General features: G+C 62.9%; 28 protein-coding genes and 1 tRNA gene. 18 read left to right on the top strand and 11 right to left on the bottom strand.

Annotated features, from left to right (window positions below):
* Positions 1-84 precede the first annotated feature (84 nt).
* The 16 genes from HU763_RS19530 (at position 85) to HU763_RS19455 (ending at position 13,392) form a co-directional block, all read left to right on the top strand.
* Positions 85-279: a Flp family type IVb pilin gene (locus HU763_RS19530; RefSeq protein WP_186685218.1), complete on the top strand. Its 195-nt coding sequence runs from the start codon at positions 85-87 to the stop codon at positions 277-279.
* A 52-nt stretch (positions 280-331) separates the two neighbouring features.
* The gene (locus tag HU763_RS19525; protein ID WP_186685217.1) at positions 332-526 is read left to right on the top strand and encodes a Flp family type IVb pilin; all 195 of its coding nucleotides are present in this window, start codon (positions 332-334) and stop codon (positions 524-526) included.
* Between the two features lie 52 nt (positions 527-578).
* Positions 579-773 carry a Flp family type IVb pilin gene (locus tag HU763_RS19520; protein ID WP_186685216.1) on the top strand — a complete coding sequence of 65 codons (195 nt, stop codon included), beginning with the start codon at positions 579-581 and terminating at the stop codon, positions 771-773.
* A gap of 36 nt (positions 774-809) precedes the next feature.
* Complete coding sequence (locus HU763_RS19515) at positions 810-1,328, top strand: A24 family peptidase (RefSeq protein WP_186677542.1); 519 nt, start codon at positions 810-812, stop codon at positions 1,326-1,328.
* A gap of 15 nt (positions 1,329-1,343) precedes the next feature.
* The gene (locus HU763_RS19510) at positions 1,344-2,678 is read left to right on the top strand and encodes a P-loop NTPase family protein (RefSeq protein WP_186685214.1); all 1,335 of its coding nucleotides are present in this window, start codon (positions 1,344-1,346) and stop codon (positions 2,676-2,678) included.
* 12 nt (positions 2,679-2,690) lie between these two features.
* Entirely contained in the window at positions 2,691-3,503 is an 813-nt protein-coding gene (gene cpaB, locus HU763_RS19505; protein WP_186685212.1) for a Flp pilus assembly protein CpaB, read from the top strand.
* Between the two features lie 63 nt (positions 3,504-3,566).
* Positions 3,567-5,078 carry a type II and III secretion system protein family protein gene (locus HU763_RS19500; RefSeq protein WP_225931899.1) on the top strand — a complete coding sequence of 504 codons (1,512 nt, stop codon included), beginning with the start codon at positions 3,567-3,569 and terminating at the stop codon, positions 5,076-5,078.
* A 14-nt stretch (positions 5,079-5,092) separates the two neighbouring features.
* Complete coding sequence (locus tag HU763_RS19495) at positions 5,093-5,368, top strand: hypothetical protein (protein ID WP_186685210.1); 276 nt, start codon at positions 5,093-5,095, stop codon at positions 5,366-5,368.
* 7 nt (positions 5,369-5,375) lie between these two features.
* Positions 5,376-6,722: a TadE/TadG family type IV pilus assembly protein gene (locus HU763_RS19490; protein ID WP_186685511.1), complete on the top strand. Its 1,347-nt coding sequence runs from the start codon at positions 5,376-5,378 to the stop codon at positions 6,720-6,722.
* A gap of 9 nt (positions 6,723-6,731) precedes the next feature.
* Positions 6,732-7,202 (top strand): TadE/TadG family type IV pilus assembly protein, encoded by a 471-nt coding sequence (locus HU763_RS19485; protein WP_186685207.1) that lies wholly within the window; start codon positions 6,732-6,734, stop codon positions 7,200-7,202.
* The gene (locus HU763_RS19480) at positions 7,199-7,702 is read left to right on the top strand and encodes a TadE/TadG family type IV pilus assembly protein (protein ID WP_186685205.1); all 504 of its coding nucleotides are present in this window, start codon (positions 7,199-7,201) and stop codon (positions 7,700-7,702) included. The genes HU763_RS19485 and HU763_RS19480 overlap by 4 nt, the downstream gene beginning before the upstream one ends.
* Entirely contained in the window at positions 7,696-8,913 is a 1,218-nt protein-coding gene (locus HU763_RS19475; RefSeq protein WP_186685204.1) for an AAA family ATPase, read from the top strand. The genes HU763_RS19480 and HU763_RS19475 overlap by 7 nt, the downstream gene beginning before the upstream one ends.
* Positions 8,914-8,916: 3 nt before the next feature.
* Positions 8,917-10,359 (top strand): TadA family conjugal transfer-associated ATPase, encoded by a 1,443-nt coding sequence (locus HU763_RS19470; RefSeq protein WP_186685203.1) that lies wholly within the window; start codon positions 8,917-8,919, stop codon positions 10,357-10,359.
* Positions 10,356-11,342, top strand: coding sequence for a type II secretion system F family protein (locus HU763_RS19465; protein ID WP_186685202.1), 987 nt, complete (start codon positions 10,356-10,358; stop codon positions 11,340-11,342). The genes HU763_RS19470 and HU763_RS19465 overlap by 4 nt, the downstream gene beginning before the upstream one ends.
* Before the next feature lie 27 nt (positions 11,343-11,369).
* Complete coding sequence (locus tag HU763_RS19460; RefSeq protein ID WP_186685201.1) at positions 11,370-12,338, top strand: type II secretion system F family protein; 969 nt, start codon at positions 11,370-11,372, stop codon at positions 12,336-12,338.
* A 1-nt stretch (position 12,339) separates the two neighbouring features.
* A complete protein-coding gene (locus HU763_RS19455) occupies positions 12,340-13,392 on the top strand; it encodes a tetratricopeptide repeat protein (protein ID WP_186685200.1) in 1,053 nt (350 codons plus the stop codon).
* Positions 13,393-13,404: 12 nt separating this feature from the next.
* Here the strand turns inward: HU763_RS19455 and HU763_RS19450 are convergent, their stop codons facing one another.
* The 6 genes from HU763_RS19450 to HU763_RS19425 all read right to left on the bottom strand — a co-directional run bounded on the left by HU763_RS19450 (position 13,405) and on the right by HU763_RS19425 (position 18,839).
* Positions 13,405-14,412 (bottom strand): DUF4917 family protein, encoded by a 1,008-nt coding sequence (locus HU763_RS19450; RefSeq protein WP_186685199.1) that lies wholly within the window; start codon positions 14,410-14,412, stop codon positions 13,405-13,407.
* Between the two features lie 126 nt (positions 14,413-14,538).
* A complete protein-coding gene (locus tag HU763_RS19445) occupies positions 14,539-16,245 on the bottom strand; it encodes a SulP family inorganic anion transporter (RefSeq protein ID WP_186685197.1) in 1,707 nt (568 codons plus the stop codon).
* Between the two features lie 162 nt (positions 16,246-16,407).
* Positions 16,408-16,481 (bottom strand) — tRNA-Gly (locus HU763_RS19440).
* A gap of 110 nt (positions 16,482-16,591) precedes the next feature.
* Positions 16,592-17,479 (bottom strand): alpha/beta fold hydrolase, encoded by an 888-nt coding sequence (locus HU763_RS19435; RefSeq protein WP_186685195.1) that lies wholly within the window; start codon positions 17,477-17,479, stop codon positions 16,592-16,594.
* 445 nt (positions 17,480-17,924) lie between these two features.
* Entirely contained in the window at positions 17,925-18,617 is a 693-nt protein-coding gene (locus tag HU763_RS19430; RefSeq protein ID WP_186685193.1) for a pseudouridine synthase, read from the bottom strand.
* A 9-nt stretch (positions 18,618-18,626) separates the two neighbouring features.
* Entirely contained in the window at positions 18,627-18,839 is a 213-nt protein-coding gene (locus HU763_RS19425) for a cysteine-rich CWC family protein (protein ID WP_170032110.1), read from the bottom strand.
* Between the two features lie 143 nt (positions 18,840-18,982).
* On the opposite strand from HU763_RS19425, the gene HU763_RS19420 reads away from it, so the two are divergent.
* The gene (locus HU763_RS19420) at positions 18,983-19,426 is read left to right on the top strand and encodes a hypothetical protein (RefSeq protein ID WP_186685191.1); all 444 of its coding nucleotides are present in this window, start codon (positions 18,983-18,985) and stop codon (positions 19,424-19,426) included.
* 40 nt (positions 19,427-19,466) lie between these two features.
* On the opposite strand, the gene HU763_RS19415 is transcribed toward HU763_RS19420, so the two are convergent.
* Positions 19,467-20,573, bottom strand: coding sequence for an enoyl-CoA hydratase/isomerase family protein (locus HU763_RS19415; RefSeq protein WP_170032104.1), 1,107 nt, complete (start codon positions 20,571-20,573; stop codon positions 19,467-19,469).
* Positions 20,574-20,699: 126 nt separating this feature from the next.
* On the opposite strand from HU763_RS19415, the gene ung reads away from it, so the two are divergent.
* A complete protein-coding gene (gene ung, locus HU763_RS19410; RefSeq protein ID WP_186685190.1) occupies positions 20,700-21,392 on the top strand; it encodes a uracil-DNA glycosylase in 693 nt (230 codons plus the stop codon).
* 54 nt (positions 21,393-21,446) lie between these two features.
* Here the strand turns inward: ung and HU763_RS19405 are convergent, their stop codons facing one another.
* The 4 genes from HU763_RS19405 to HU763_RS19390 form a co-directional block, all read right to left on the bottom strand.
* Positions 21,447-22,478 carry an AbrB family transcriptional regulator gene (locus HU763_RS19405; protein WP_186685189.1) on the bottom strand — a complete coding sequence of 344 codons (1,032 nt, stop codon included), beginning with the start codon at positions 22,476-22,478 and terminating at the stop codon, positions 21,447-21,449.
* Entirely contained in the window at positions 22,471-23,985 is a 1,515-nt protein-coding gene (locus HU763_RS19400; RefSeq protein WP_186685188.1) for a tripartite tricarboxylate transporter permease, read from the bottom strand. Before HU763_RS19400 ends, HU763_RS19405 begins: the two co-directional genes overlap by 8 nt.
* Positions 23,986-23,988: 3 nt before the next feature.
* Entirely contained in the window at positions 23,989-24,447 is a 459-nt protein-coding gene (locus HU763_RS19395) for a tripartite tricarboxylate transporter TctB family protein (protein WP_170032092.1), read from the bottom strand.
* 175 nt (positions 24,448-24,622) lie between these two features.
* Positions 24,623-25,603 (bottom strand): Bug family tripartite tricarboxylate transporter substrate binding protein, encoded by a 981-nt coding sequence (locus tag HU763_RS19390; protein ID WP_170032089.1) that lies wholly within the window; start codon positions 25,601-25,603, stop codon positions 24,623-24,625.
* Positions 25,604-25,643: the final 40 nt, after the last annotated feature.

The following is a 25,643-nucleotide window of genomic DNA, read 5'->3' as shown; positions in this document are numbered from 1 at the left end:
CGACCCCTGACTAGGATTCTCCACAGGTGGTGATAAACACCACTGCCTGGGAAGAAAAACATTGTCCTTAGCGAGGTGAGCGAAATGTCACTGCAAACAATCAAGGCTTCGGTAATGAAGTTTGCCAAAGACGAGGACGGGCTGACCGTCGTGGAATATGCGGTAGCCGGTGGGTTGATTGCCCTCGTCCTGGTGACCGCTTTCACTAACTTGGGCACTGCGGTCAAAACGAAGATCAACGGGCTTATTACTGCCCTCGGTGGCACCGCTGCGCCTTGATTTGATTCATGACCAAACTACAAAGGTAAGTGTCCTTAGCGAGGTGGGTGAAATGTCACTGCAAACAGTCAGGGCTTCGGTAATGAAGTTCGCCAAAGACGAGGACGGCCTGACCGTCGTGGAATATGCGGTAGCCGGTGGGTTGATTGCCCTCGTGCTGGTGACCGCTTTCACTAACTTGGGCCTTGCGGTCAAAACGAAGATCAACGGGCTTATTACTGCCCTCGGTGGCACCGCTGCGCCTTGATTTGATTCATGACCAAACTACAAAGGTAAGTGTCCTTAGCGAGGTGGGCGAAATGTCACTGCAAAGAATCGAGGCTTCGGTAATGAAGTTTGCCAAAGACGAAGACGGCCTGACCGTCGTGGAATATGCGGTAGCCGGTGGGTTGATTGCCCTCGTGCTGGTGACCGCTTTCACCAATTTGGGCACCACAGTCAAGGGAAAGATCAACGAGCTGATTACTGCCCTCGGCGGTACCCCTGCTCCTTGAGTCGATTCACCACTAGGCCCCAAGGGGGATGCAGCAATGTCAGCAGAATCTCTGTCCGCCATTGTCGTGCTGCTAGGATTGTTGGGCATCGCGGTGGTTGGCGACCTTCGCAGCCACCGCATTCCCAACCTGTTGATCCTGTTGGGGCTGGGGTTGGGGTTGGCAGGCCAGGTTCACGCAGCAGGATTTGCCGGGCTGGGTAATGGCGTGCTGGGCATGTTGATAGGTTTTACCGTTTTCATTCCGATGTACGCGCTGGGGGGCATGGCCGCCGGCGACGTTAAGTTGATGGCCATGGTCGGTACCTTCCTTACACCGCATGACGCACTTTCGGCTGCACTTCTCAGCCTGATAGCCGGCGGCGTATGGGGGATGTCGATAGTGTTAATACGCGGACAGTTGAAACAGACTTTGCAACGCTATTGGTTGGTGTTGACGGCTCAGGCCTATTTTGCACCGACGGCCGATGAAGTTGCCGGAAAACCTTTTCCTTATTCAGTCGCGATCCTGTCCGGAACCCTTGTCAGCCTTTTCTGGCAACCGCTTGGCCAATAGCCTGGGAGGCTAACGATGTACGCACTCAGAGACAGTGGTGCCTGCGCCTTCGCCAAGGAAGCAGTGCAAAGCCTGGCACCTCAGCCACGTACGGTTCGCGAGACTGGCCTGGCCGAAAGCTTTCTCGGTGATTTGCTGTGCAAGCACCTGCACGACGCCGGTACCCTGGACCTGTCGCGCCTGGTGGAGCGGCTGGCGCTGACCGGCGCGGTGGTGGAAGAAGTGTTGGCCTTCCTGCGCAAGGAAGGCCGCGTCGAGGTGCTGGGCCAGGTCGGTGTGCAATCGGGTGGGCAGGCGCTGCGCTTCGGCCTGACCGAGCGCGGCCGCAGTACTGCCCGTGATGCACTGGCGCGCAGTGGTTACATCGGTGCGGCGCCTTTTCCGGTAAATGCCTACCGTGACCTGCTCAAACTGCAGACCATCCACCATGGCTGCATCACTACCCAGGACATGCAAACCGCCTTCGCGGGCGTGGTGCTTGCGGAGGGGATGCTCGATCAACTGGGGGTAGCGCTGAACTCCGGGCGCGCCATCATGATTTACGGCCCTGCTGGCACTGGCAAGACCTACATCAGCAGCCGCCTGATTCGCCTGTTCGGGGAAGCCATCTGGGTCCCCCGTGCCATCGAGATCAACGAGTCGGTCATCGAGGTCTTCGACCCCCAGGTGCATCAGCCGCTGGAGGACGAGGGCCAACAGAACAGCCTGCTGCTCAACGAAGGTATCGATCGGCGGCTGGTCCGCTGCAAGCGCCCGGTCGTCATCACCGGCGGCGAACTGGGCATGGAGCAACTGGATATCCGCTTCGACGCCGCGAGCCGCCAATACCAGGCATCCTTGCAGCTCAAGGCCAGCAATGGCCTGTTCATCATCGACGACATGGGCCGTCAGCGCATGGCCCCGGCCGAGCTGCTCAATCGCTGGATCGTGCCGATGGAAGAAAAGCGCGACTTCCTCAACCTGGGGGGCGGGCGCCATTGCGAACTGCCGTTCGACCTGGTGCTGGTGTTCTCCACCAATCTCAATCCGCTGGAGTTGGCCGACGAGGCCTTTTTGCGGCGCATTGGCTACAAGCTGCAGTTCAGCTACCTGAAGGTCGATGAGTACGAGCGCATCTGGCGTCAGGAGTGCGAGCGCCTGGGCCTGGCTTATGAGCCGGCGCTGTTGCGCTACGCGCTGCAGGCCCTCTACGAGGCCGAGGGCGTGCCGCTGGTGCCGTGCCACCCGCGCGACCTGCTGAGCATGGCGCTCGACCGCCAGCGTTACCTGGGCGGCGAGGGGCCGTTGTCGGCGCAGGAACTGAAATGGGCCTGGCAAAACTACTTCGTCCAGATCGACTTCCTTGGATAAGGAGATGCACACATGAGTGCCCGCACGCTGATCCTGGTTGCCGTTTCCCTGACCCTGGGGCTTGGCGCCGCCTTGATGGCCAACAACTGGCTGAACGGGCGGCTCAAGGCCTCCCCGGATGACAACATGAAGAACGTGGTGATCGCCACGGTGGAGATCCCGTTCGGGCAGATGATCGAGGCCCAGCAGGTCACCTTGGTGCGCATGCCCAAGGATACCGTGCCCGACGATGCCTTCGACAGTACCGAAAAGGTGCAAGGCAAGATCGCCACCTTCGCCCTGCTGCGCGGCGATGTGCTGCGCAGCGCACGCGTCGCCGAGCACCTGGGCGGCAGTACCCTGGCGTCGTTGATCGCCCCGGAAAAACGGGCCATTTCGGTGCGTGTCGACGATGTGGTCGGGGTGGGCGGGTTCCTCCTGCCAGGTAACCGGGTCGACGTACTGGCGACCAGGCAGAGCGATGGCAGCAGTAACCAGGCCGAGTCCACGACCATTCTGCAGAACCTGCGGGTACTGGCCGTGGACCAGACGGCGGGGACCGACAAGACGCAACCGGTGGTGGTGCGTGCCGTGACCCTGGAAATGTCGGTCAAAGAGGCAGAGGTGCTGGTCAAGGCGCAATCCGAAGGGAAGCTGCAACTGGCCCTGCGTAACCCGCTGGACGCGCAGAAACCAGCTCCGGTCATTGCCGCCGCCGAGCCACCCAAGGCTGCACCGCCAGTGATCAGAGCGCAACCGAAACCGGTGGTGAACCGCGGCAATGGCGGTGGTGCGGTCACCATCATTCGCGGGACAGAAGTCGAAATAGCGAAAACAAGGTTTTGAAGCAGTTGCGCGTGCAGTGGCTAACCTTCGGTGGGAACAAGATCACTTCGCAAGGAGTCGTGAATGAATACTTGGCAGAGAGTAGGGCTGTACCTGTTGTGCGGGCTGGGTATGCAGTTGCTGATCGCTGGCGCTACCCAGGCGGAAGGCTCTGGGTCTGAATTCAGCTCCCTGCCGGCGGCCAGTGGCAATGCAGTCCAGGTACCGATCTTCAAGTCGCGTACGATCAGCAGCCGTACCGCGGTCAGGAAGATCTCGGTCGGCAACCCGGAAATTGCCGACATCCTCATTACCAGCCCGACCCAGCTCTACCTGCTCGGGCGCTCGCTGGGCACTACCAACGTGCTGCTGTGGGACGCCAACAACCGCTTGATCGAGACCTTCGATGTGGAAGTGGTGCATGACCTTACCGGGCTCAAGACCAAACTGCATCAACTGCTGCCCGCGGAGAACATCGAGGTGTTCAGCGCCCAGGGCGCGCTGGTGCTGCGCGGCCAGGTGAGCAGCGCTGCGGCCATGGACACGGCGATGAAGGTCGCCAAGTCCTATGCCGCGCAAACCGCGAGCGTGGTGCAAGGCAAGGGCGAGGCTGCCGCAGCGGCACCGGCCCAGTCGCTGGAGGTGATCAACCTGCTCAGCGTCGGTGGTGGCCAGCAGGTGATGCTGGAGGTCAAGGTGGCCGAGATGCAGCGCAGCCTGATCAAGAACCTCAACGTGCGCTTCAATGCCCTTGGCTTTGGCGGCAACTGGAGCGGTGGCGGCTTCAACAATGGTCAGGGGCTGGGCCTGTCACCCAGTGGCGGCACGGTCCTTTCGCCCGGTTCGCTGATTGGGGGTGGCAAGGGCCTGTTCGCCCAGTTCCTGTCCGACGACTTCCTGTTCAACGTGGTACTGGAGGCGTCCAAGGACAATGGTTCTGCCAAGGTGCTGGCCGAACCCACCCTCACCACCCTGAGCGGCCAGCAGGCAGAGTTCATTTCCGGTGGCGAATTCCCGGTGCCGATCACCGAGGACGATGGCATTACCATCGAGTACAAGGAATTCGGGGTCGGGGTGAAGTTCATGCCGGTGGTGCTCGATTCCGGGCGCATCAACCTCAACCTGAATGTCTCGGTGAGCGAGCTTTCCAACGCCAACTCGCTGGTGCTCGACACCGGCCTCGGCAGCATCCTGGGCGACAGTGTGGCCCAGTTGATTCCGTCGCTGACCAAGCGCAGCGCCGAGTCCACGGTCGAACTGGGCAATGGCCAGACCATCGCCATCGCCGGCCTGATCAGCGAAAACACCCGTGACTTCGTCAGCCGGTTCCCGGGGCTGGGGGATTTGCCGGTGCTCGGCCACCTGTTCCGCAGCCAGTCGTTCATCAACGGCGAAACCGAACTGGTGATCCTGGTGACACCGCACCTGGCCAAGCCCGTGGATGCCAAGGCGGTACGTCTGCCCACCGAGAAATTCGTCGAACCCAGTGACCTGGACTTCTACCTGCTTGGCAAGACCAAGGGCAGCGAGCCCGGTCGCGCGGTCCCCGTCAGCCTTGGGGTCAGCGGTGGCAACTTTGGCCATGATCTGAACTGATCGGAGAAACCAGCATGAGAACCGTGATCGTGTGTTGCGCGCTTGTATCGGGGCTGTCCGGTTGCATTACCTACGACCCAGGCCGGGTGGGCCCGCTGGGCTACAGCGTCTACCAGACCAACTACCAGCAGATTGCCGACAAGGAGGTTGCCGCCCACCCGGGCACCGAGCTGCCGGCCGCAGGCGTCGATGGCCCGTTGCTGGAGAAGGTGGTCAATGGCTACCGCGGTGCGACCGGCGAAGCGCAGCAGATTGGCCAGCCGATCCAGATCAAGTTCAGCAACGATTGAGGGCGTGATCATGACTCCTCGAGCTCAACGTACGTTCACCGCCTGGCCAGGCCAGCAGCGGGGAGCGGTGACTGTCATTATCGTGATCGCCCTGGTCGCGATACTGATGATGGCGGCGTTGGTGCTCGACGGCGGCCATATGCTGTTGAACAAGACCCGCCTGCAGAACGCCGTGGATGCAGCTGCCCTGAGTGGCGCGAAAACCCTGAGCCAGGTAATGGGTGCAGGCAACGCCGCCAGTGCCACACGGGATGCCGCGCTGTTTACCCTGAACGAGAATGCCAAGGCCGCGGGCAACCAGGAACTGCTGACGGCCATCGGCGGCAACCTTGGGGCATTTGCCGTGGTGGAGCTGGCCGACAACGTCTATGGGCCGTTCTCCTTCCCCGGGCCAGCCAACGCCAGCTACGTGCGGGTCAAGGTCGCGAACTACTCGCTGGCGGGTTATTTCTGGAGCATCGCCCAGTCGATCGGTACCGGCACCGTCGGTGCCAAGAGCCTGACCGCGATCGCCACTGCCGGGCCGAGCCCGACCAGCCCCTGCAACCTTGCGCCGCTGCTGGTGTGTGGCGACCCGGCAAAATACAACCCGGATGCCGGCATGTTCTGGGGCTACCGCTTCGGTGACCTGGAGGTATTGAAGTCTGCCGCCAAGAACAGTGACCCGATTGGCCCCGGCAACTTCCAGCTGCTCGACTTTGGCGCAGGCGGTAAGGAGGTGGGCGAACTCATGGCCGGCGGCGGCTCGGTTTGCCGTAACGTCGGTGACAGCGTCGATACCAAGCCTGGCAACACCGTCGGTCCTTCCGTCCAGGGCCTGAATACGCGCTTTGGCGACTACAAGGGGACATACAGGAGCAGCGACTACCCGCCTGACCTGGTGACCACCTACAGCAATCCCCTGATCAAGTACAACGACGCCGTCTCGCCAGCTCGGGTGGAATACCAGGGCCAACCTGTTGCTTCGAGCAATGGCAACCTCTCGGCCGGCGGCACCCAGCTGTTCGACTACAACGACTATGCCGCACGTGCTGCGGCGTGTGTCGCGGGTGGGGGAGCGGGGTGCGAGTCAAACGGGGTGTTCGAGCGCAGGATACTGCGCATCGTGGTGGGCGACTGCTCAGGCAAGAATGCAGGGACGAGCTCGATTCCGGTGCTTGGTTTCGGCTGTTTCTACGTGCTCCAGCCAGCCCAGAGCGCAGGTGGGGATTCGCAGATCTTCGGCCAGTTCGTCAAGCAGTGCGATGGCGACAATGTTCCCGGGCCCACGCCGCAGGACGATGCAGGCCCGCAGATCATTCAGCTGTACAAGACCTTCATCAATGGCAGTGGCACACCGAGCATCGACTCCTAGGAGCGTGTCATGGAACTTCACCGGCTCAAGCGCGCGCGGCGCCAGCAAGGGGTGGCAATCGTCGAGTTCACGCTGACCCTGCCATTGCTGTTGCTGACCTTGCTGGTCTTTGGCGAATTCGGCCGCATGCTCTACCAGTACAACAGCTTGTTGCAGGGCAGCCGTGATGCTGCACGTTACGTCGCCAGCCGGGCCTGGAACGCGACCCTTGGCCAGGTCGTGGTAAGCCCCGACCTCGAGTGCATGACCAAATACGTGGCGGTGTTCGGCGCCCCTTCTGCGCCGCCCTGCAGCCTGACCGGGATGCCGGCCAACACCACCGTACAGGTGGCCAAGGTGGCGGGTACCAGCGACCATGTGCAGGTGACCATCAGCTATGTGTTTTCCCCGCTGATTGCCAGCGGCATTCCGGCCTTTGTCGGCAACAGCGTGGCGCTGAACTTCCCGCTGGTCGCCACCACCGTGATGAGGGCACTGTGATGAAGCGCAGCATGCAGGGGGTGTATGTGGTGGAGTTCGCCTTCATCAGCGTATTGCTGTTCACCCTGTTGTTCGGGGTGCTGGAAATGGGGCGGCTGTATTACACCGTGAATGTGCTGAACGAATCGGTGCGGCGGGGCGCACGCCTGGCAGCGGTATGCAATATCAGCGACCCAGTCGTGCTGCGCCGGGCGATCTTCAACAGCGCCGGTGACAGTGGCGTCAGCAGCCTGTTGGCCGACCTGGACACCGGTGACCTGACCCTGCGGTACCTGGACCAGAACGGCGCGCCGGTGGCCAGCCCCGGTGACCTGGTGAATGCCAGCGGGTTCGCCGCTGTGCGCTATGTCCAGCTGACCCTGCAGAACTTCCAGTTCAGCCTGTTCATTCCAGGTTTCGGGGTACCCATTACCTTGCCCGTATTCAAGGCGACCCTGCCTCGCGAAAGCCTTGGCCGTCATCCCAAGGCGGACGTCGCACCGGAGATCACACCATGCTGAATCTCAGTGAACCCTCTGTATCCGCTACTTCCAGCAAGTCCCGGAAGCGTCTGTTGATCAGCAGCTCGGACGCCTTGGCCTTGCGCCAGTTGCAAGAAATCTGCCAGCGCATTCCGGCACTCGAGGTCAATGTTCGGCAGGTGGGCAATGGCCATAACGACCCGCTGTTCGGCCTGGACCGGATGCCCGACTTCCTGCTGTTGCGCGTCGGCCAGCTGTGGCGCGAGGAGCTGGCAGCCCTGTTGCAACGCCCGGCCCACGAACGCCCGCCGCTGTTGCTGTGTGGCCTGCTGGATGATCGGGAAGGCATGCGCCTGGCGATGCAGGCCGGTGCGCGCGATTTTCTGCCGGAGCCGATCGTGGCCACGGAGCTTATCGCTGCCTTGGGCCGCATGGTCACGGAGACCCAGACCAGCAGCGAGTCGACCGGCAAGCTGGTCGCGGTGATGAATGCCAAGGGCGGCTCAGGCGGCACGGTACTGGCCTGCAACCTGGCGCATCAGTTGAGCCTCAAGGGCAACGCCCTGTTGCTTGACCTGGACCTGCAGTTCGGCAGCGTGTCGCATCACCTGGATGTTGCCCAGTCGCACAGCCAGCTGGACGTGTTGCAGCAGATAAAAGACATGGATGGTGTCGCCCTGCGTGGCTTCTGCAGCCATTTCAGCCCCTCGCTGCATGTGCTTGGCAGCCGCGCCAATGAGCTGTGCCTGCCGCAGGATGTCCAGGCCGAACAGCTCGACAAGCTGTTGCAGCTGGCACGCGCCAACTATGACTGGGTGGTGGCGGACCTGCCACGGCAGATCGACCACATCACCGCTTCGGTGCTGGAACAGGCTGACCGGGTTTACGTCGTCATGCAGCAGAGTGTCAATCACCTGCGTGACGCCAGCGCCCTGGCGCGAATTCTGCGGGATGACCTGGGCGTACGGGGCAACCAGCTCGAGGTGGTGGTCAACCGCTACGACAAGGCGGCCCCGGTCAGCCTCAAGGACATCGGCGAGGCGCTGCGCTGTACCAATATCGTGAAACTGCCCAATGACTTCAGCGTCATCAACCAGAGCCAGAACACCGGTGTGCCGTTGGCTTTGCAAGCGCCTCGGTCTGCGATCGCCCAGGCGCTGCGTGGCCTGGCCGAGGCGCTGGCTGGCGAAGCGGTGGCCGCTGACAACGGTTTGTTCAAGCGCGCCTTCAAGCGTGTCTTCCGGGGGTGAACCATGCTTAACGATTTCCGTAACCGTTTACGCAAACAGACTGGCACCCCGGAGGCAGCCTCGCCGCCCATGCCAAGTGGCGGCAGCAAGGATGCGGCGGAGGCGCTGATGGCCTGGGAGCAATCAGCCCCGGATGTGCTTTTCGAAACCAGAAGCCAGGTCACCCAGGTGGAAGCCGAATGGCGCGAGAAGACCTATCAGCAGCTGCTGAAGGTCATGGACCTGTCCTTGCTCGACTCGCTCGGGCAGGCCGAGGCCGTGCGCCAGATCCGCGACATCTGCCAACGCCTGCTCGACGAACAGTCGGCGCCGGTGAGCTCAGCCAGCCGCCAGTTGATCATCAAGCAGATCACCGACGAAGTGCTCGGCCTCGGCCCTTTGGAGCCGCTGCTGGCCGACCACACGGTGTCCGACATCCTGGTGAATGGCCATGACTCGGTGTACGTCGAACGGTTCGGCAAGTTGCAGCGCACCGACGTGCGTTTTCGCGATGACCAGCACCTGCTCAACATCATCGATCGCATCGTCTCCAGCCTGGGCCGGCGCATCGACGAGTCTTCGCCGTTGGTCGATGCCCGGCTCAAGGACGGCTCACGGGTCAATGCGATCATTCCGCCACTGGCCATAGATGGGCCCAGTATCTCGATCCGCCGCTTTGCCGTGGACCTGCTCAATACCGACAGCCTGATCCAGACCGGCGCGCTGACGCCTGCCATTGCCTTGCTGCTCAAGGCGATCGTGCGGGGGCGGTTGAACGTGTTGATTTCCGGCGGTACCGGCTGCGGCAAGACCACCATGCTCAATGTGCTGTCCAGTTTCATTCCGCACAACGAACGGATTGTCACCATCGAGGACTCCGCCGAGCTGCAGCTGCAGCAGCCGCACGTGGTGCGCCTGGAAACCCGGCCGGCGAACATCGAGGGGCGCGGCGAGGTCGGCCAGCGCGAGCTGGTGCGCAACAGCCTGCGGATGCGCCCCGACCGTATCGTGATCGGCGAGGTGCGTGGCGCCGAGGCGCTGGACATGCTGACGGCGATGAACACCGGCCACGATGGCTCGCTGACCACCATCCACGCCAACACCGCGCGCGACGCCTTGGGCCGGATCGAGAACATGGTGCTGATGTCTGGCGCCACGTTCCCGATCAAGGCCATGCGCCAGCAGATCGCATCGGCGATCGATGTGGTGATCCAGCTGGAGCGGCAGGAAGACGGCAAGCGGCGCCTGGTCAGTGTGCAGGAAATCAACGGCATGGAAGGCGAAATCATCACCATGACCGAGATCTTCTCTTTCGTGCGCAACGGTGTGGGCGAGCAGGGCCAGGTCCTTGGCGATTTCCGCCCGAGTGGCATGGTGCCGGCGTTTCGCGATGCCCTGGCCAAGCGCGGCATCGAATTGCCCCTGTCGATGTTCCGGCCTGAATGGATGGAGGCTCGTCAGCCATGAACCAGATACCCGGCGAATACATCCTGGTGTTTCTCGGCATGGTGTTCATCGCCGTGTTCCTGCTCAGCCAGGGGCTGGTGGTACCCGTGTTCGGCGAGGCGGGCAAGGTGCGCAAGCGTATCCGCGGCCGCCTGGTGATCCTGGAGCGGGCAAGCCACCTGCCGAACATGCAGACCGTATTGCGACAGAAATACCTGACACGCCTGTCGCCGCTGGAGGCGCGGCTCGAACAACTGCCATTCATGGCCACGCTGACGCAGATTATCGAGCAGGCCGGGCATGAGTATCGGGCCTATCGGGTACTGTTGACCGGGCTCGTGCTGGCAGCGGCGACCGGCATGCTGGTCTGGTTGTTCCTACCCTACTGGTGGCTGGCGCTGGCGGCTGCGTTCGTGGCGTTGTGGTTGCCATTGCTGAAGATCATCCGTGACCGTGGCAAGCGGTTCGCCAAGTTCGAGGAAGGTTTGCCGGATGCCCTGGAGGCCATGTGCCGGGCCTTGCGTGCCGGGCACCCATTCAACGAAACCCTGCGCCTGGTAGCGGATGAGCACAAGGGGCCGGTGGCACAGGAATTCGGCCTGACCTTCGCCGACATCAACTACGGCAATGACGTGCGCCGGGCCATGCTCGGCCTGTTGGAGCGCATGCCCAGCATGACGGTGATGATGCTGGTGACCTCGATCCTGATTCATCGTGAGACCGGCGGCAACCTGACCGAAGTGCTGGAGCGCCTGAGCAACCTGATCCGTGGGCGTTTCCGCTTTCAGCGCAAGGTCAAGACCATGTCGGCCGAAGGGCGGATGTCGGCCTGGATATTGGTGGCCATACCCTTTCTGCTGGCGGCAGCGATCATTGTCACCAGCCCGGACTACCTGACGTTGCTGATCAAGGATCCTACCGGGCAGATGTTCGTCATGGGAGCTTTCGGCTCCATGTTGGTGGGGATTTTCTGGATCCGCCGAATTATCCGTATCCAGATCTAGGCCATTCTCGCAGGGGGAGTGTCAGTCATGGACTATTTGCTCGGTTTGTTGAGTGGGGTGACGGACAATGAGGCGTTGGCACGCCTGCTGATCGTCGGTGCGATCGGGGTGAGTACAGTCATTGCGGTCATTACCATGACGCTGCTGGTGCTGGGCTTGCAGAGCCCGTTGCAGCGCCGCCTTGCCTTGATCAAACGTGATCATTCCAGTGCTGCGACCGGGCGGGAGGCACCCGGCAACCTGCAGCTGCTGCTGGAGCGGGTAGGGCGGCGCATTACGCCGTCTGCAGCCGGCAAAGTGTCGGCAACCCGAACCCTGTTGACCCATGCCGGCTATGGCTCGGCGTCATCGCTACAAGTGTACTGGGCCGTGCGTCTGCTGTTGCCGCTGACGCTGTCGGGCGTGTCGCTGCTGATATTGCCCATGGTGCCGAACCTTTCCCCGATGACCGGCCTGGGCGTGGTGGTCATGGGCGCTGCCGTCGGCTGGTTGCTACCGGCGATGTATGTGGACAAACGCCGCACCGCGCGACAGGGGCGCTTGCGGGCGGCCTTTCCCGATGCCCTGGACTTGATGGTGGTGTGCGTGGAGTCGGGCCTGGCATTGCCCCAGGCTATCGAGCGGGTGGCCGAAGAAATGGCAGTCAGCCAGGCCGAACTGGCCGAGGAACTGGCCTTGGTCAATGCGCAGATCCGCGCGGGTATCTCCAGTACCGAAGCACTCAGGCAACTGGCGGATCGCACCGGCCTGGAAGACATTCAAGGCCTGGTCAGCCTGCTGGCGCAGAGTATCCGCTTCGGTACCAGTGTCGCGGCGACCTTGCGCATCTACGCCGAGGAGTTTCGCGACCGGCGCATGCAGGCTGCTGAAGAAATGGGCGCGAAAATCGGAACGAAGCTGGTTTTTCCGCTAATTTTCTGTCTGTGGCCAAGCTTTTTTCTGGTAGCCATCGGCCCGGTGATCATCGGGATAATAAAAACGTTCGGGAAGCCATGACATGAACAGGATCGGTTTGCTGTTGACCATGATAGCCGTGCTGTCGGGGTGCCAGAGCATGGGGCCGGAGCTGAACGGGGTGCGTTCGGTCTATTCGGCTGGGAACTCGGTGCTTTACCAGGTGCAGACGCAGAGCAACTCGCCCGACCAGGCGATGCAGGTTGCGGCGATGGCCTACCAGGCAGGGGACCTTGACCAGGCGCTGTACCAGTACCTGCGCGTACTCGAACTGGCCCCGGAACGCTATGAGGCGCTGGTGTGGGTGGGGCGCATTCACCGTGAGCGCGGCAATAACCAGCTTGCCGAGATGGCCTTCAACGAAGTGCTGGCCAAGGCACCTGACAACCCCGACGCGCTGACCGAACTGGGCCTGATGAACCTGTCCATGCGTAAATATGAGCAAGCCAAGGCACTGTTGTCCAAGGCCGTGGCGGTGGATCAGAAACGTTTCGTCAAGGACCCCGCCAACACCCAGACTGGGACGGCGGCGCTCAGGGTCGACAACAAGTCCCCGCTGAAGGCGTACAACGGCCTGGGCGTGCTTGCCGACCTGGGCGACAACTTCGCCGAGGCGCAGATGTACTACCGCCTGGCCGAGCTCATCGAGCCACGTTCCGCGTTCGTGCAGAACAGCCTGGGCTATTCCTACTACATGGCCGGGCAGTGGGGCGAAGCCGAACAGCACTACAAACGCGGGGTGAGCTACGACGGCACCTACAAACCGCTGTGGCGCAACTATGGCTTGCTGCTGGCACGCATGGCACGTTATGAGGAGGCCGTATCTGCCTTCGAGCAGGTCGAAAAACGTGCCGAAGCCAGCAATGATGTCGGCTATGTCTGCCTGGTAGAAGGCAAGCTGGACATCGCCGAGCAGTTTTTCCGCAGTGCGATCGAACAGTCGCCCGGGCACTATCCCGTTGCCTGGGAAAACCTGAACAGGGTCCAGCAGGTACGGCAGATTCGCCAGTTGGGCGGCAATGCACCGGTGGCCGAGCCGGTTGCGGTGGGCCCAGCGGGCCCGGTGGTGCAGGTGACGACCGCGTCGGCGCCTTGATCGGGCGAGTGGTCAGCGGGTTGGCGGCAATGCTGTCGCCAATTCCGCGCTACCGAGCGGATGGGTACTGGCATCGAAGAAATGCAATGCCGTTTCTGGCAAATCCCCCAACCGATCGACGAAATGCTGCTTCTGGTTGATCACCGAAGCCTCGCTCAGCGGCCGTATTGCCACCGCCAGATGCTTCGGCCGAGCCTGCCGAATGGCTTCGAGCAGGTGCTGGTCAGTGCTGTCCAGATGCTGCCCGAACAGGCATAGCCCCTGACTTTCCCCTGCCAGTTGCCCCAGGCACCAGCTCAGGTAGTCCGAGTTGCGGATGGCGCGCAGTTTCTCGTCGCTGCGGTCTTCGTTGACGAACAGCGGTACTTCGCCGGGGATGTTCACGGCAAAACCATCGAGCAGTTCGGCGCTGTCGGCGCTGCGCTGGCGGGTGCTGCCGTCGGGCAGCTTGAGCAGGTGCAGGCCGCCGTGCAGGTGCAGCAGCCGGGTGCCTTCAGCGTGGGTGCGACGCACGTCGAAGAAGCCTTGCTCGTCGAACAGTTCGGCGAAGCCGTGTGGTGCGTGTTGCACGGCCCATGACAGCAGCAGATCGTAGTTGCTGGTATAGACGCTGCGGTAGCTGCGCAGGGCCTGGTTGAGCGCTGCCAGGGTGGCGACCGGCATGCGTGGCCATGGCAGGTGCACGGTGCGAACGGCGTGGATCAGCGCTTCCTTGATCGAATAGTAGCGGTTCAGCGGCGCGGTGGAATTGATGGCCAGCGCGGCGTTGGCCCGTACGGTCGTGTTGAGGGTGCTGAGCACGGGCTCGAACAGTTCCGTGCCCAATGACTTGAACAGGGCCTGGTCGCTGACCGCCAGGCCTTTCTTGCGGCCGGCGCGCTGCGCTTCCTCGAACAGCGAGAAGTAGCCGAACGGCTTCCACAGTGCCCGGCTGAGGCCATTGCCGAGCAGCAGGGCGTCACAGGGATGGCGGGCGGCGAGTGCTGGCCAGGGAATGAGGGCGGCGTCGAGTGCGGGCATGTTGGGGTCCGTTGGGTGGAGCGGGAACGGGGGCGACTTTAGCACGCCATGCAAGCTGTGTAGCTTTGCCATCGCTGTGCTAGCCGGCGTGCCGGCGATAGGGCCAGCAGCACCAGCGCGGCGTTTTCAACCCTGCGCAGCCACCTGCACATGGCGATTACGGTTACGCCACAGCCGATAGGCGCGGATGCCCGCCCGCACCGAACCGAACAGCAGCTTGTCTTCCATCTGCCGTGCCATCCCCGAGCGCACCAGCATGCGCAGGAAGGTGCCGCGGGCGCGGGCGATGGCGAAGAGGATGCCCTGGGCGGCCAGGGTGTCACGCACTTCGCGCAGGGCGGCGATGCCGCTGACGTCGATGCTGGTGACCGCTTCGGCATCGAACAGCACGGCCTTGGGCTGCGCCTGGCTCTGCACGGCTTCAAGCAGGCGCATCTTGAAGTAGTCGGCGTTGAAGAACAGGATCGCGTCGTCGAAACGGTACACCACCAGGCCGGGCACGGTGCGGGCGTCCTTGTGCTTGCGGATGTCCACCTGGCCTTCGGTGCCCGGCAGCCAGCCCAGCACTGCGTCGGTAGGCTGGTAGATGCTGTACAGCAGGCGCAGGATCGCCAGGGTCACGGCAAACACGATGCCGGGCAGCACGCCCAGGCCCAGCACGCCGACCGTGGTCAGCAGGCACAGCCAGAATTCGAAGCGGCTCAGGCGGCGGATCTGCCCCAGCGACTTGATGTCGATCAGCCCCCAGCCGGCCATCAGCAGCACAGCACCCAGCGCGGCCTGCGGGATCCACGCCATCGGTGCGGTGAACAGCAGCAGGATCAGGGCGATGACCAACGCGGCGATAATACCCACCAGCTGGCTTTTGCCACCGACCATGTCGTTGACGGCGGTACGCGAGTCGGCGCCGCTGATGGCGAAACCCTGGGACACCCCGGCGGCCAGGTTGCTGACGCCCAGGGCGACGAATTCGTGGTTGGCATTGATGGCGTAGCCGTGCCGGGCGGCAAAGCTGCGTGCGGTGAGCATGGCGCTGCAGAAACTGACGGTGGCGATACCCAGGGCATCGCGCAGCAGGCTTTTCATTTCTGCCAGGTTACTGTGTGGCCAGGCCAGTTGCGGAATGCCGGCGGGTACCGGGCCAAGGATGGCGACACCGAAGCGGTCGAGGCCGAACAGGCCGACCAGCAGCATGAACAGCGCCACTACCGTAAGTGCTGCGGGCAGGCGCGGGTAGCGCCGTGGCAGCCATATCAGCAGGCCCAGTGCGCCCAGGCCGATGAACAGCGTCACCCAGTGGATTTCCCCCAGGCGCTGGAAGAAATCGATCACGCTGAGAATGAACCCGTCGCCTTCGATCCTGAACCCCACCACCTTGGACAGTTGCCCAGCGATCAGGCTAAGGCCGATGCCGTTGAGGTAGCCGATCAGGATCGGTCGCGAGAAGAAGCTGGCGATGAACCCCGCCCGGGCCAGGCCGGCGGCGATAAGCATCACCCCGACCAGCAGGGTGACGATTACCGAAAGCTCGGCAATCCGCTGTGGGTCGCCCATGGCCAGTGGCGCCACCGCGCCGGCGATCATGGCGCAAGTGGCGGCATCGGGGCCGACCATCAACTGGCGCGAGCTGCCGATCAGGGCATAGACCATCATCGGTAGCACACAGGCATACAAGCCATACTGCGGCGGCAGGCCGACGATTTGCGCATAGGCGATGGCAATCGGGATCTGGATCGCCGCCACCGACAGGCCGGCCTGCAGGTCGGCGTGGAACCACTCGCGGCGATAGTGCAGCAGATTGGCAAGGCCCGGTAGCCAGCGGGAGAGAAACATGCGTCGTCCTTTCGAAATGTTTCACGGAACCATCTGCGCATTGAAGCGGATCAGCGGGCAAATGGCCATGGTGCAAGTCAAAGGAGAGCTGAAACGAAAAAAGGAGCCGAGGCCCCTTTTGACAGCGATGACGTTGTTGGAACGCCATGCACAAGTGCGATGTGGAGCGGGTAGAGGGAATCGAACCCTCAACTAAAGCTTGGGAAGCTTTCGTTTTGCCACTAAACTATACCCGCGTCTGCGCTGAGCTTTTTACCAGAACCCTCCACGAATTAGAAGCCCGAGTTATAAAAAAGCTTGTCGGCACCCTATAGCTGCGGGTATTGGCTACAGGGCGCCGAGGCGCTCAAATGGCAAATGCATGCTGCCCCTGTTGTACCGGCTGGTAGTGTTGGCGCGGTTCGCGCAGGGTCGGCTTGAGGAAGTTGAGCATGACGCTGCGAGTACTTTCACAGGCGGCCTTGTGTTCCATATCCAGGAAATGCCCTGCGTCACGTATCACGCTGAACTGGCTCCTGCCCACATGCTTGCTGAACTGCCGGGCATCTTCGACGGTGGTGTACTCGTCGCGCTCGCCGTTGATGAACAGCACCGGGATGTCGATATTGCGCGCTCCCTTCAGGGCCCGTTCCAGGTCATGCTGCAGCACTTCGTTGATGTGGAAATGCATCTGCGCGTACTCATGGCTGTCCAGGCTGCTGACGTGCCGGTAGTTGAAACGCTTGAACAGCGACGGCAGGTACTTGCCGATGGTGTCGTTGACCAGGTTGCCGACCTGGTAGCGATCACAGGCGGCCAGGTACTGGCAGCCGCGCTCCAGGTAGTCGCGCATCGGTTCGTTGATCACCGGCGAGAACGAACTCACCACCGCTTTCTTGACCTGCCTTGGCTGGTGCGCCAGCGCCAGCAAGGTACTTGCGCCGCCCCACGAGAACGACATCACGTGGTCCGCCTGGAAGTGCTCGATCAGCTCGAGAAGAATATGCGCTTCGGTCTCTTTGCTGATCAGGCGTTCATGACGGTTGTGTGGCTTGGATTTGCCCGCGTAGGGCTGGTCGAACAGTACTACGTTGAACTGCGGGTGCAGGTTACGTACCGTTTGGGCGAACGAGGCGGTGGTGGCCAGCGAGCCGTTGATCAGGATGATCGTTTTTTCGGCTGCTTCCGCGCGATAGAACTCCGTGTAAACCCGATACTGACCTTGGATATCAAGTACAGCAATTTCTGGCCTCATCTCATCGACTCCTGGCGCAAAAAGGGTATTCGCGTCACCTAGGGTGCACGTTCTTTATGACAGGTAGGCATTTGCCTGAAGAGAAAGCGGGGCCCTGTGTCGATCCTTGGCACGTGTGTCGACGGGTATTGTTTTTGGCGGGCAATTTGCCGTGCCCCAAGGCATCGAGGCTTTGGGTGGCCGGCAAAAGGTGTCTTCGACTGCAAATGTGACTTGGTAGTCACATGCAGACTGACGATTTGGATTCAAGCAGCGGGTCGTGGATCCTGCAAGTGCCGTTCGGGGGAAAATGTGACTTTTCTCGCTGAGCGGTCGTATGGCGCTGCTGGATTGCTGTGCCGGCGTCTTCGCGGGTGAACCCGCTCCCACAGGTCTTCTGCAAGGCCGAAGCCTGGGTTACTCCTGTTGCAGCGGTTTCACCCGCGAAGCGGCCCGCTCAGGCAGACTAGACCGTGGCTATTTCATCCGCTGTCAGCTCGCGAAACGCCCCTGGCGCCAATTCCGGGTCCAGGTGGATGGCGCCCATGCGCTCGCGGTGCAACCCCACCACCTTGTTGTCGAAATGGCCGAACATGCGCTTGACCTGGTGATAACGCCCTTCGACGATCGCCAGCCGCGCCTGGCGCGGGCCCAGGATATCCAGCTGGGCAGGTTGCGTGGTCAGATCCTCGAAGGCGAAGTAGAAGCCCTCGCGGAATTTGGCCACGTAGTGCTCGCCAATCTCGTCCTCGGTTTCCACCAGGTAGTGCTTGGGCAACTTGGTCGCGGGCTGGGTAAGCCGCCGTGACCATTGGCCATCGTTGGTCAGGATCATCAGGCCAGTTGTGTTGAGGTCCAGGCGCCCGGCTATGTGCAGGTCCTCACGCAGCGCAGCGGGCAGGAGGTCGAGCACGGTGCGATGCTGCGGGTCCCGGGTGGCGCTGACGCAGCCTGCGGGCTTGTGAAGCATCAGGTAGCGCGCCGGCCGGCCTGTCTGCAGCAGCTGGTCGTCGAGTTCGACACGGCTGAATTCGCGTACTTCGGTCATAGGGTCGCTGGCCACCTGGCCGTCCACCCGCACGCGGCGTTGCGCCAACATCAGGCGGGCTTGCTGGCGGTTGTGGCTGGGCAGGTTGGCGAGGAAACGGTCGAGACGCATTGGGGCCCGTCAGTCGGCGGCAGAGGTGCGCAGTTGTTGTTCAACCGCAGCGCAGCGCGGGCACAGGCAGGCTTGGTCGCGCAGCTCGGCAGGCAGGGCCTGAAGCACGGCCGGGTCGATGGTTACGCTATAGCACCAGCAGGCCTGGGTAGCGCGGGCCGGGTCGGCCAGGCTGCACCGGTTGGGCGCGCCACAGGCGGGGCAGTGTCGGTTGTCAGGCATGGCTGCCGCTCAGCTGTATCAAATTGTTGCAGAAATGGCACTGCACCTTGGCGCCACGGTCTTATCACATGTCGATGATCGCATTTCGCGTCGACGCTCGCCAGCGCCGCTGTTCGGGCACTCCAGCGGTCCAGGAGGCCGCCATGTCCTATCGAATCCTGTTGATCGCCCTGCTGGGGCTGATGACTGCCGCCTGCGTCCCGTACTACGAGACCGGGGGCTACTATCGCTCGGATCACTACTACGCCGACCGTTACGTGTCGCCGGGGTATTACCGCTATGACCACTATTACGTGACGCCACAACCGCGCTATTACTACCAGCCAGCACCGCGCTACTACTACCGCCCGGCGCCAGCGCCATATTACCGCTCGCCGCCGCCGCCGGTGATGAAGCAATGGCATGGCAACCCACGCTATGACTATGGCAACCGCCAGCGCTACGACTATGGGCGCGACCGGGATCGGCATGACTATCGTGGCGGCAGCCAGCGTTACCAGAACGACCGTTGGCATTCCGACAGACGGGGGGACGGTGACCGTCGTTGGGATGGGCGGCGTGGGCAAGGGGGGAACTGGCAGCGGTAGGTGAATTGAGACGGGGGCGTCATGCGCCCCCCTCTCGAAGCTAATCCAGGTCTGCCAGCGGGTGGCGGCCTTCCCACACCTTGGCAAAATGCGCCTCGACCACCGCCGCCGGTACCTGCGCCACATCCGGCCAGTGCCAGCGCGGCTGGTTGTCCTTGTCCAGCAGGCGCGCGCGTACCCCTTCGCTGAATTCCGGGTGGCGGCAGCAGTTCAGGCTCATGCCGTATTCCATCTGGAACACCTGCGCCAACGACAAGTGGCGTGCCCGGCGAATCTGCTCCCACACCAGGTGTGCCGTCAGCGGGCAACCGGCATGCAATTGTCGGCCGGCCTCGGCCAGCAGCGGATCGTCGTGGTGCTTGAGCCCTTCCAGGGCACGCCAGGCCGCGGCCGCATCGGCTACGTCGAGCAACTGGTCGATGACCTGCCGTCGTGGCAGCCACTGGGCTTCGGGCAGTTCGGCGCAGGCCCGGTGCTGTTCGGCCTTGAGCAGGCTGTTCAGTTGCAGCGCGGTCTGCTCCTGCCAGTTCAATTGCAGCAATTCCTCGATCAGCGCTTCCTGCTGGTATTCGCCCAGGAAGCGATCGGCCAGGCCCAGGTCAAGGGCGTCGTGGGCATTGATCGGCGCCCCCGTCAGGCCAAGGAACAAGCCCAGCTTGCCTGGCAAACGGGCAAGGAACCAGCTGGCGCCCACATCCGGGTACAGGCCGATGCTGATTTCCGGCATGGCCAGCCGACTGCTGGGGGTGACGATACGCACATTGGCGCCTTGCAGCAGGCCCATGCCGCCGCCCAGCACATGCCCGTGGCCCCAGCACAGCAGCGGCTTGGGGTAGGTGTGCAGGGCGAAGTCCAGGCGGTATTCGGCGGCAAAAAAGGTGGCGGCCAGCGGTGGTACGCTGCCGGGGTGGTCGCGGCAGGCGTGCGCCAGAGCGCGTACATCGCCCCCTGCGCAGAATGCCTTGCTGCCGTTGCCGCGCAGTAACACGCAGACGACCCTGGGGTCTCGGGCCCAGGCGTGCAACTGCTCGCCCAATACTTCGATCATCGGCAGGTTCAGGGCGTTGAGCGCCTTGGGCGCATCCAGGGTGGCGATGCCGATGCGGGCGCCATCGGCGCCGGTGAGTACCTCGCAATGAATGGCCATGGACTACCTCGCGCAAGTCATCGCACAAGTATGGCTTGCCTGGCCGATCATGCCGGTCGTCGGTCGGATCGTTTGACAAGCGCACAAGGCTTACCTAGTGTCGCGCCATTGTTTACGGAAGGCCCCATGACTGACGACGATCGCATCAAACTCGAACCCGGCTGGAAGGCCGCGTTGCGCGCCGAATTCGACCAGCCCTACATGCATCAGCTGCGCGAGTTCCTGCGTAGCGAATATGCCGCCGGCAAGGAGATCTACCCGCCAGGGCCGCTGATCTTCAATGCGCTCAATTCGACGCCGCTGGACCAGGTAAAGGTGGTGATTCTCGGCCAGGACCCCTATCACGGGCCGGGGCAGGCGCATGGCCTGTGTTTCTCGGTGCAGCCGGGCGTGGCCACGCCACCGTCGCTGGTCAACATCTACAAGGAATTGCAGCGTGACCTGAATATCCCGATTCCCGACCATGGCTACCTGCAGAGCTGGGCCGAGCAGGGCGTGCTGCTGCTCAACACGACCATGACCGTGGAGCGTGCCAATGCAGCGTCACATGCCAAGAAGGGCTGGGAATTGTTTACCGACCGGATCATCCAGGTGGTCAGCGAGCAATGCCCGAACGTGGTGTTCCTGCTGTGGGGCTCGCATGCGCAAAGCAAGCAGAAGCTGATCGACGGGACCAAGCACCTGGTGCTGAAATCGGTGCATCCATCGCCCCTGTCGGCTTACCGCGGGTTCCTGGGCTGTGGGCATTTCAGCCGCACCAACAGCTTCCTCGAACAGCGCGGGCTGACCCCGATCAACTGGGCATTGCCGCCGCTGTGATGGACCGGCCGCGTTGCTTTCTTCGCGGGTAAGCCCGCGAAGAAAGCGACACGATCATTCCGGCCTGGCACTCCACAGCCGGAACAGTGGCTCTGCCAGAAACAGCACCAGTAGCAGCCGCATCACCTGCAGCGCCGTCACCAGCGGTACCGACAGCTGCAAGGTCTCGGCGGTCAGGCTCATCTCGGCAATTCCCCCGGGCATCATGCCCAAGGTCAGCGAGCGCAGGTCCAGCGCGGTCATCACGCTCAGCACCCAGGCTGCGCTGGCGGCGATCGCCATGCACAGCGCAGTGGCGACCAGGGTGCGCAGGAGGAAGGAAGGGGCGCGGCGGAAGAATGCCCGGTTGAAGTGACAGGCCAGGCCGCTGCCGATCAGCCACTGGCCAATCTGGCTGGCGCCGTGGGGCAGGGCGATCTGCAGGTTGCCCGCCAGGCTCAGCGTGGCCGCCACCAGCAATGGCCCGAACAACCATGGATTGGGTTGGCGCAAGCGCTGCCAGAGCAACGCAACGGCCACCCCCAGCGGAGCGATAAGCGCCAGCCAGCCCCAGCTCACGCTGCCGGTGTGATTCATCGGCACCCCATCACCCAGCAGAAACTTGAACAGCGCCGGTACGCACAGCACCACGGCGAGGACACGCAGGCTCTGCGCCGCCGCCACCTGGCTGAGCACCGCGCCATTGCGAGCGCCAAGGTTGACCATCTCCCCCGAGCCGCCGGGCATGCTGGCGAAGAACGCCGTTGCGCGGTCTTCGCCGCTGCGCCGTAGCAGCCAGACGCTGATAACGCTGGACAGGCTGATGAACAGCGCGCCGAAGAAGATCAGCGCGAAATGGCTGGCCACTTGCTCGATCACCGCCGGGGTGAAGTGCAGGCCGATACCGATGCCGATGATGCATTGCCCGCATTTGCGCCCGTTGGGGATTTCCGGCAGTTGCCAGGGCGTCAGGCAGCGGACCAGGATGATCGCCAGCAGCGCGCCGACCATCCACGGCAACGGCCAGCCGACCTGGCTGGCGGCAAAACCACCAGCAAGGCCAACCAGCCCGGTCGCGACAGACAGCGGCAACCCACGGTCAGGCATCGGCCATCGCCCGGCGTTGCATGCTGCGTTTACGCCAGCTGCGCAGCAGCGGCAGGGTCAGCATGCAAAGGGTCAGCACCCATACCGACATGCTGATCGTGCTCGACCAGAGGATGCCCAGCTCACCGTTGGAGATCGACAGCGCCCGGCGCAGGTTCTGCTCCATCAGCCCGCCAAGGATGAAACCGAGCAGGATCGGCGACAGCGGGAAGTCCAGCTTGCGCAGGATGTAGCCCATGATGCCGATGCCGACCATCAGGAACAGGTCGAAGGTGGTGGCATGCACCGCGTACACACCGATCGCAGTGATGATGGCGATCACCGGCACCAGTGCCCAGTTCGGCACGGCGAGGATGCGGGTAAAGATGCGGATCATCGGAATGTTGAGGATCACCAGCATGATGTTGGCGACGAACAACGAGGCGATCAGGCCCCAGACGATGTCTGGCTGCTGTTCGAACAACAGCGGGCCGGGGGTGATGTTGTACAGGGTCAGTGCCCCGATCATCACCGCCGTGGTACCCGAGCCGGGTACGCCCAGCGTCAGCATCGGCACCAGGGCACCGCAGCAGGATGCGCCGATGGCGGTTTCCGGGGCGGCCAGGCCGCGGGCATCACCCTTGCCGAAATTGCCTTTTTCGCCCGCCAGGCGTTTCTCGGTCATGTAGGCAACGGCGCTGGCCAGGGTTGCACCGGCGCCTGGCAGCACGCCCATGACGAAGCCCAGCAGGCCGCAGCGGATGTTCACCACGAACACCGAGGCGGCTTCCTTGAGGTTGAACAGCATGCGCCCGGTGGCCTTGACCGCCTGGTGGCCATGGTGGGTCTTTTCCAGCAGCAGGAGGATTTCGCTGATGGAGAACAAGCCCAGCACCAGCACCACGAACTGGATGCCGTCGGCCAGGTGCACGCTGTCCCCGGTGAACCGGTACACGCCACTGTTGGCGTCGATACCAACGGCCGACAGGAACAGGCCGATCAGTGCGGCGATGAAGGTTTTCAACGGCTTGTCACCGGCCATGCCGCCAAGGGCGACGATGGCGAAGACCATCAACACGAAGTATTCCGCCGGGCCGAAGGCAATCGCCCATTTCGCCAGCAGCGGGGCGAACAGCACCATGCCGCAGGTGGCGATCAAGGCACCGATGAACGAACTCCATGCCGACAGTGACAGCGCCACGCCAGCCAAGCCGTTGCGGGCCATCGGGTAGCCGTCGAGGGTGGTCATCACGGTCGAGGCTTCGCCCGGGATGTTCAACAGGATCGAGCTGATGCGGCCGCCGTACTCGCAGCCCAGGTACACCGCGGCCAGCAGGATCAGCGCCGATTCCGGCGGCAAGCCGAGGGCGAAGGCGATGGGGATCAGCAGGGCGACGCCGTTGATCGGGCCCAGGCCAGGCAGCAGGCCGACCACGGTGCCGATCAGCGTGCCGGTAAGGGCGGTGACCAGGTTGTAGGGGGACAGGGCGACGCCGAAGCCCTGGCCCAGGTAGCTCAAGGTATCCATGTGTCAGTTCTCCAGTACGCTCAGCAGGCCAAGGGGCAGGGGCACGTCCATCACGCGGTCGAACAGCCAGTAGAGGAACAGGCTCATGCCTGCCACCACGATGAAGCTGTGCAGCCAGCGACCGCCATACAGGCGGGCCATGGGCACGCCGATCAGGACGGCACTGAGGATGAAGCCCAGGGCTTCGAAGGTGCTGGCGAACACGATCAACAGGCCGACACAGGCGCTGATCTTGATCAGGGTCTCGCGGTCCAGTTCCGGCTCGTCGTCCTTGCGCACGATGGGCGTGGGGCGGAACACCAGGTACAGCAGGCCCAGGCCCATCAGGCCGAGCATCAGCAACGGATAGGCGCGCGGGCCCACCGGCTCATAGGAAAACGCCGCCTGGTAGGGCCAGGCCATCACGGCCAGGGCGGCACACACCGCCAGCAGGACCAGGGCGAAGATGCGTTGCAGGATCATCAGGGAATCCTCTCGTTTTTCGGCAAGACGCAGATCCTTTGCAGGCGCGGCCTTGTGTCGCGAAGGGCGGCAAAGCGGCCCCAGGATTTCAGCATCGCTGCGCAAATTGCTGGGGCTGCCTTGCAGCCCTTTCGCGACACAAGGCCGCTCCTACAAAGAGCGAGCGGCGTTGGCTTTACTGGATCAGGCCGAATTCCCGGGCCAGGGTCTTGTAGTCAGCCACCTGCTTCTTCACATAGCCGTCCAGCTCTTCGCCGGTCATGGCGAACGGGAACAGCTCGCGCTGGTCACGCAGCTTGGCGAAGTCTTCCGAGGCCAGCATCTTGTCGAACGACTGCTTCCACCAGGCGTAGTCTTCGTCGCTCACCTTTGGCCCCAGGTAGAAGCCGCGTACCACTGGCCAGACGATGTCGTAGCCCTGTTCCCTGGCGGTGGGAATGTCTTTCATCTCGGGCTCGTCCAGGCGGTTTTCCGAGAACACCGCGAGGATGCGCATATTGCCGCTCTGGATGTGTGGCATGGAGTCGGAGATGTCGGTCGAACCCACCTGAATGTGCCCGCCCAGCAGTGCCGTGGCGATTTCGCCACCACCTTCCAGGGCCACGTAGCGCAGGTCACGCGGGTTGATACCCGCCGCCTTGGCGATCAACGCGGTCTGCATCCAGTCCTGGCTGCCAACGGTACCGCCCGAGCCGATCACCACCTTGCTCGGGTCTTTCTTCAGCGCCGCGACCAGGTCGTCGAGGGTCTTGTAGGGCGAGTCGCTCTTCACCGCGATGGCGCCGTAGCTGGTACCGACGGCGGCCAGCCATTTCACCGCGTTTTCGTCAAAACGGCCGAACTTGCCTTGGGCCAGGTTCAGCAACGAGCCGCTGGACCAGGCCACCAGGGTCCCGGCATCAGCCGGCCGTTGGGCGACCACCGCGTTGTAGGCCACCGCGCCGACACCGCCTGGCATGTAGGTGACGCGCATCGGCTTGCTGAGGATCTTTTCCTGCACCAGGGCGCTTTGCACCAGTTTACAGGTCAGGTCGAAGCCGCCGCCGGGCGAGGCGGGGGCGATGCATTCAGGGCGTTTCGGTTCGCCAGCGAGGGCGTTGCCGGCCAGCAGCAGGCAGCCGGTAGCGAGGACGAGGCGGCGCAGGGAAAAAGTCATCGTTCATCTCCGTAAGCGTTGTTGTTATCGGTTTACCGCT

The sequence above is a fragment of the Pseudomonas anuradhapurensis genome, from assembly GCF_014269225.2.
Lineage (GTDB): Bacteria > Pseudomonadota > Gammaproteobacteria > Pseudomonadales > Pseudomonadaceae > Aquipseudomonas > Aquipseudomonas anuradhapurensis.
The sequence above is the reverse complement of the archived record's forward strand: the minus strand, read 5'-3'. Positions and strand labels throughout refer to the sequence as shown.

Excerpts from the sequence above, each read along its gene's own strand:
- HU763_RS19530 (WP_186685218.1), top strand. The coding sequence starts at position 85 with ATGTCACTGCAAACAATCAAGGCTTCGGTAATGAAGTTTGCCAAAGAC.
- HU763_RS19525 (WP_186685217.1), top strand. The coding sequence starts at position 332 with ATGTCACTGCAAACAGTCAGGGCTTCGGTAATGAAGTTCGCCAAAGAC.
- HU763_RS19520 (WP_186685216.1), top strand. The coding sequence starts at position 579 with ATGTCACTGCAAAGAATCGAGGCTTCGGTAATGAAGTTTGCCAAAGAC.
- HU763_RS19515 (WP_186677542.1), top strand. The coding sequence starts at position 810 with ATGTCAGCAGAATCTCTGTCCGCCATTGTCGTGCTGCTAGGATTGTTG.
- HU763_RS19510 (WP_186685214.1), top strand. The coding sequence starts at position 1,344 with ATGTACGCACTCAGAGACAGTGGTGCCTGCGCCTTCGCCAAGGAAGCA.
- cpaB (WP_186685212.1), top strand. The coding sequence starts at position 2,691 with ATGAGTGCCCGCACGCTGATCCTGGTTGCCGTTTCCCTGACCCTGGGG.
- HU763_RS19500 (WP_225931899.1), top strand. The coding sequence starts at position 3,567 with ATGAATACTTGGCAGAGAGTAGGGCTGTACCTGTTGTGCGGGCTGGGT.
- HU763_RS19495 (WP_186685210.1), top strand. The coding sequence starts at position 5,093 with ATGAGAACCGTGATCGTGTGTTGCGCGCTTGTATCGGGGCTGTCCGGT.
- HU763_RS19485 (WP_186685207.1), top strand. The coding sequence starts at position 6,732 with ATGGAACTTCACCGGCTCAAGCGCGCGCGGCGCCAGCAAGGGGTGGCA.
- HU763_RS19475 (WP_186685204.1), top strand. The coding sequence starts at position 7,696 with ATGCTGAATCTCAGTGAACCCTCTGTATCCGCTACTTCCAGCAAGTCC.
- HU763_RS19470 (WP_186685203.1), top strand. The coding sequence starts at position 8,917 with ATGCTTAACGATTTCCGTAACCGTTTACGCAAACAGACTGGCACCCCG.
- HU763_RS19465 (WP_186685202.1), top strand. The coding sequence starts at position 10,356 with ATGAACCAGATACCCGGCGAATACATCCTGGTGTTTCTCGGCATGGTG.
- HU763_RS19460 (WP_186685201.1), top strand. The coding sequence starts at position 11,370 with ATGGACTATTTGCTCGGTTTGTTGAGTGGGGTGACGGACAATGAGGCG.
- HU763_RS19455 (WP_186685200.1), top strand. The coding sequence starts at position 12,340 with ATGAACAGGATCGGTTTGCTGTTGACCATGATAGCCGTGCTGTCGGGG.
- HU763_RS19450 (WP_186685199.1), bottom strand. The coding sequence starts at position 14,412 with ATGCCCGCACTCGACGCCGCCCTCATTCCCTGGCCAGCACTCGCCGCC.
- HU763_RS19445 (WP_186685197.1), bottom strand. The coding sequence starts at position 16,245 with ATGTTTCTCTCCCGCTGGCTACCGGGCCTTGCCAATCTGCTGCACTAT.
- HU763_RS19435 (WP_186685195.1), bottom strand. The coding sequence starts at position 17,479 with ATGAGGCCAGAAATTGCTGTACTTGATATCCAAGGTCAGTATCGGGTT.
- HU763_RS19430 (WP_186685193.1), bottom strand. The coding sequence starts at position 18,617 with ATGCGTCTCGACCGTTTCCTCGCCAACCTGCCCAGCCACAACCGCCAG.
- HU763_RS19425 (WP_170032110.1), bottom strand. The coding sequence starts at position 18,839 with ATGCCTGACAACCGACACTGCCCCGCCTGTGGCGCGCCCAACCGGTGC.
- HU763_RS19420 (WP_186685191.1), top strand. The coding sequence starts at position 18,983 with ATGTCCTATCGAATCCTGTTGATCGCCCTGCTGGGGCTGATGACTGCC.
- HU763_RS19415 (WP_170032104.1), bottom strand. The coding sequence starts at position 20,573 with ATGGCCATTCATTGCGAGGTACTCACCGGCGCCGATGGCGCCCGCATC.
- ung (WP_186685190.1), top strand. The coding sequence starts at position 20,700 with ATGACTGACGACGATCGCATCAAACTCGAACCCGGCTGGAAGGCCGCG.
- HU763_RS19405 (WP_186685189.1), bottom strand. The coding sequence starts at position 22,478 with ATGCCTGACCGTGGGTTGCCGCTGTCTGTCGCGACCGGGCTGGTTGGC.
- HU763_RS19400 (WP_186685188.1), bottom strand. The coding sequence starts at position 23,985 with ATGGATACCTTGAGCTACCTGGGCCAGGGCTTCGGCGTCGCCCTGTCC.
- HU763_RS19395 (WP_170032092.1), bottom strand. The coding sequence starts at position 24,447 with ATGATCCTGCAACGCATCTTCGCCCTGGTCCTGCTGGCGGTGTGTGCC.
- HU763_RS19390 (WP_170032089.1), bottom strand. The coding sequence starts at position 25,603 with ATGACTTTTTCCCTGCGCCGCCTCGTCCTCGCTACCGGCTGCCTGCTG.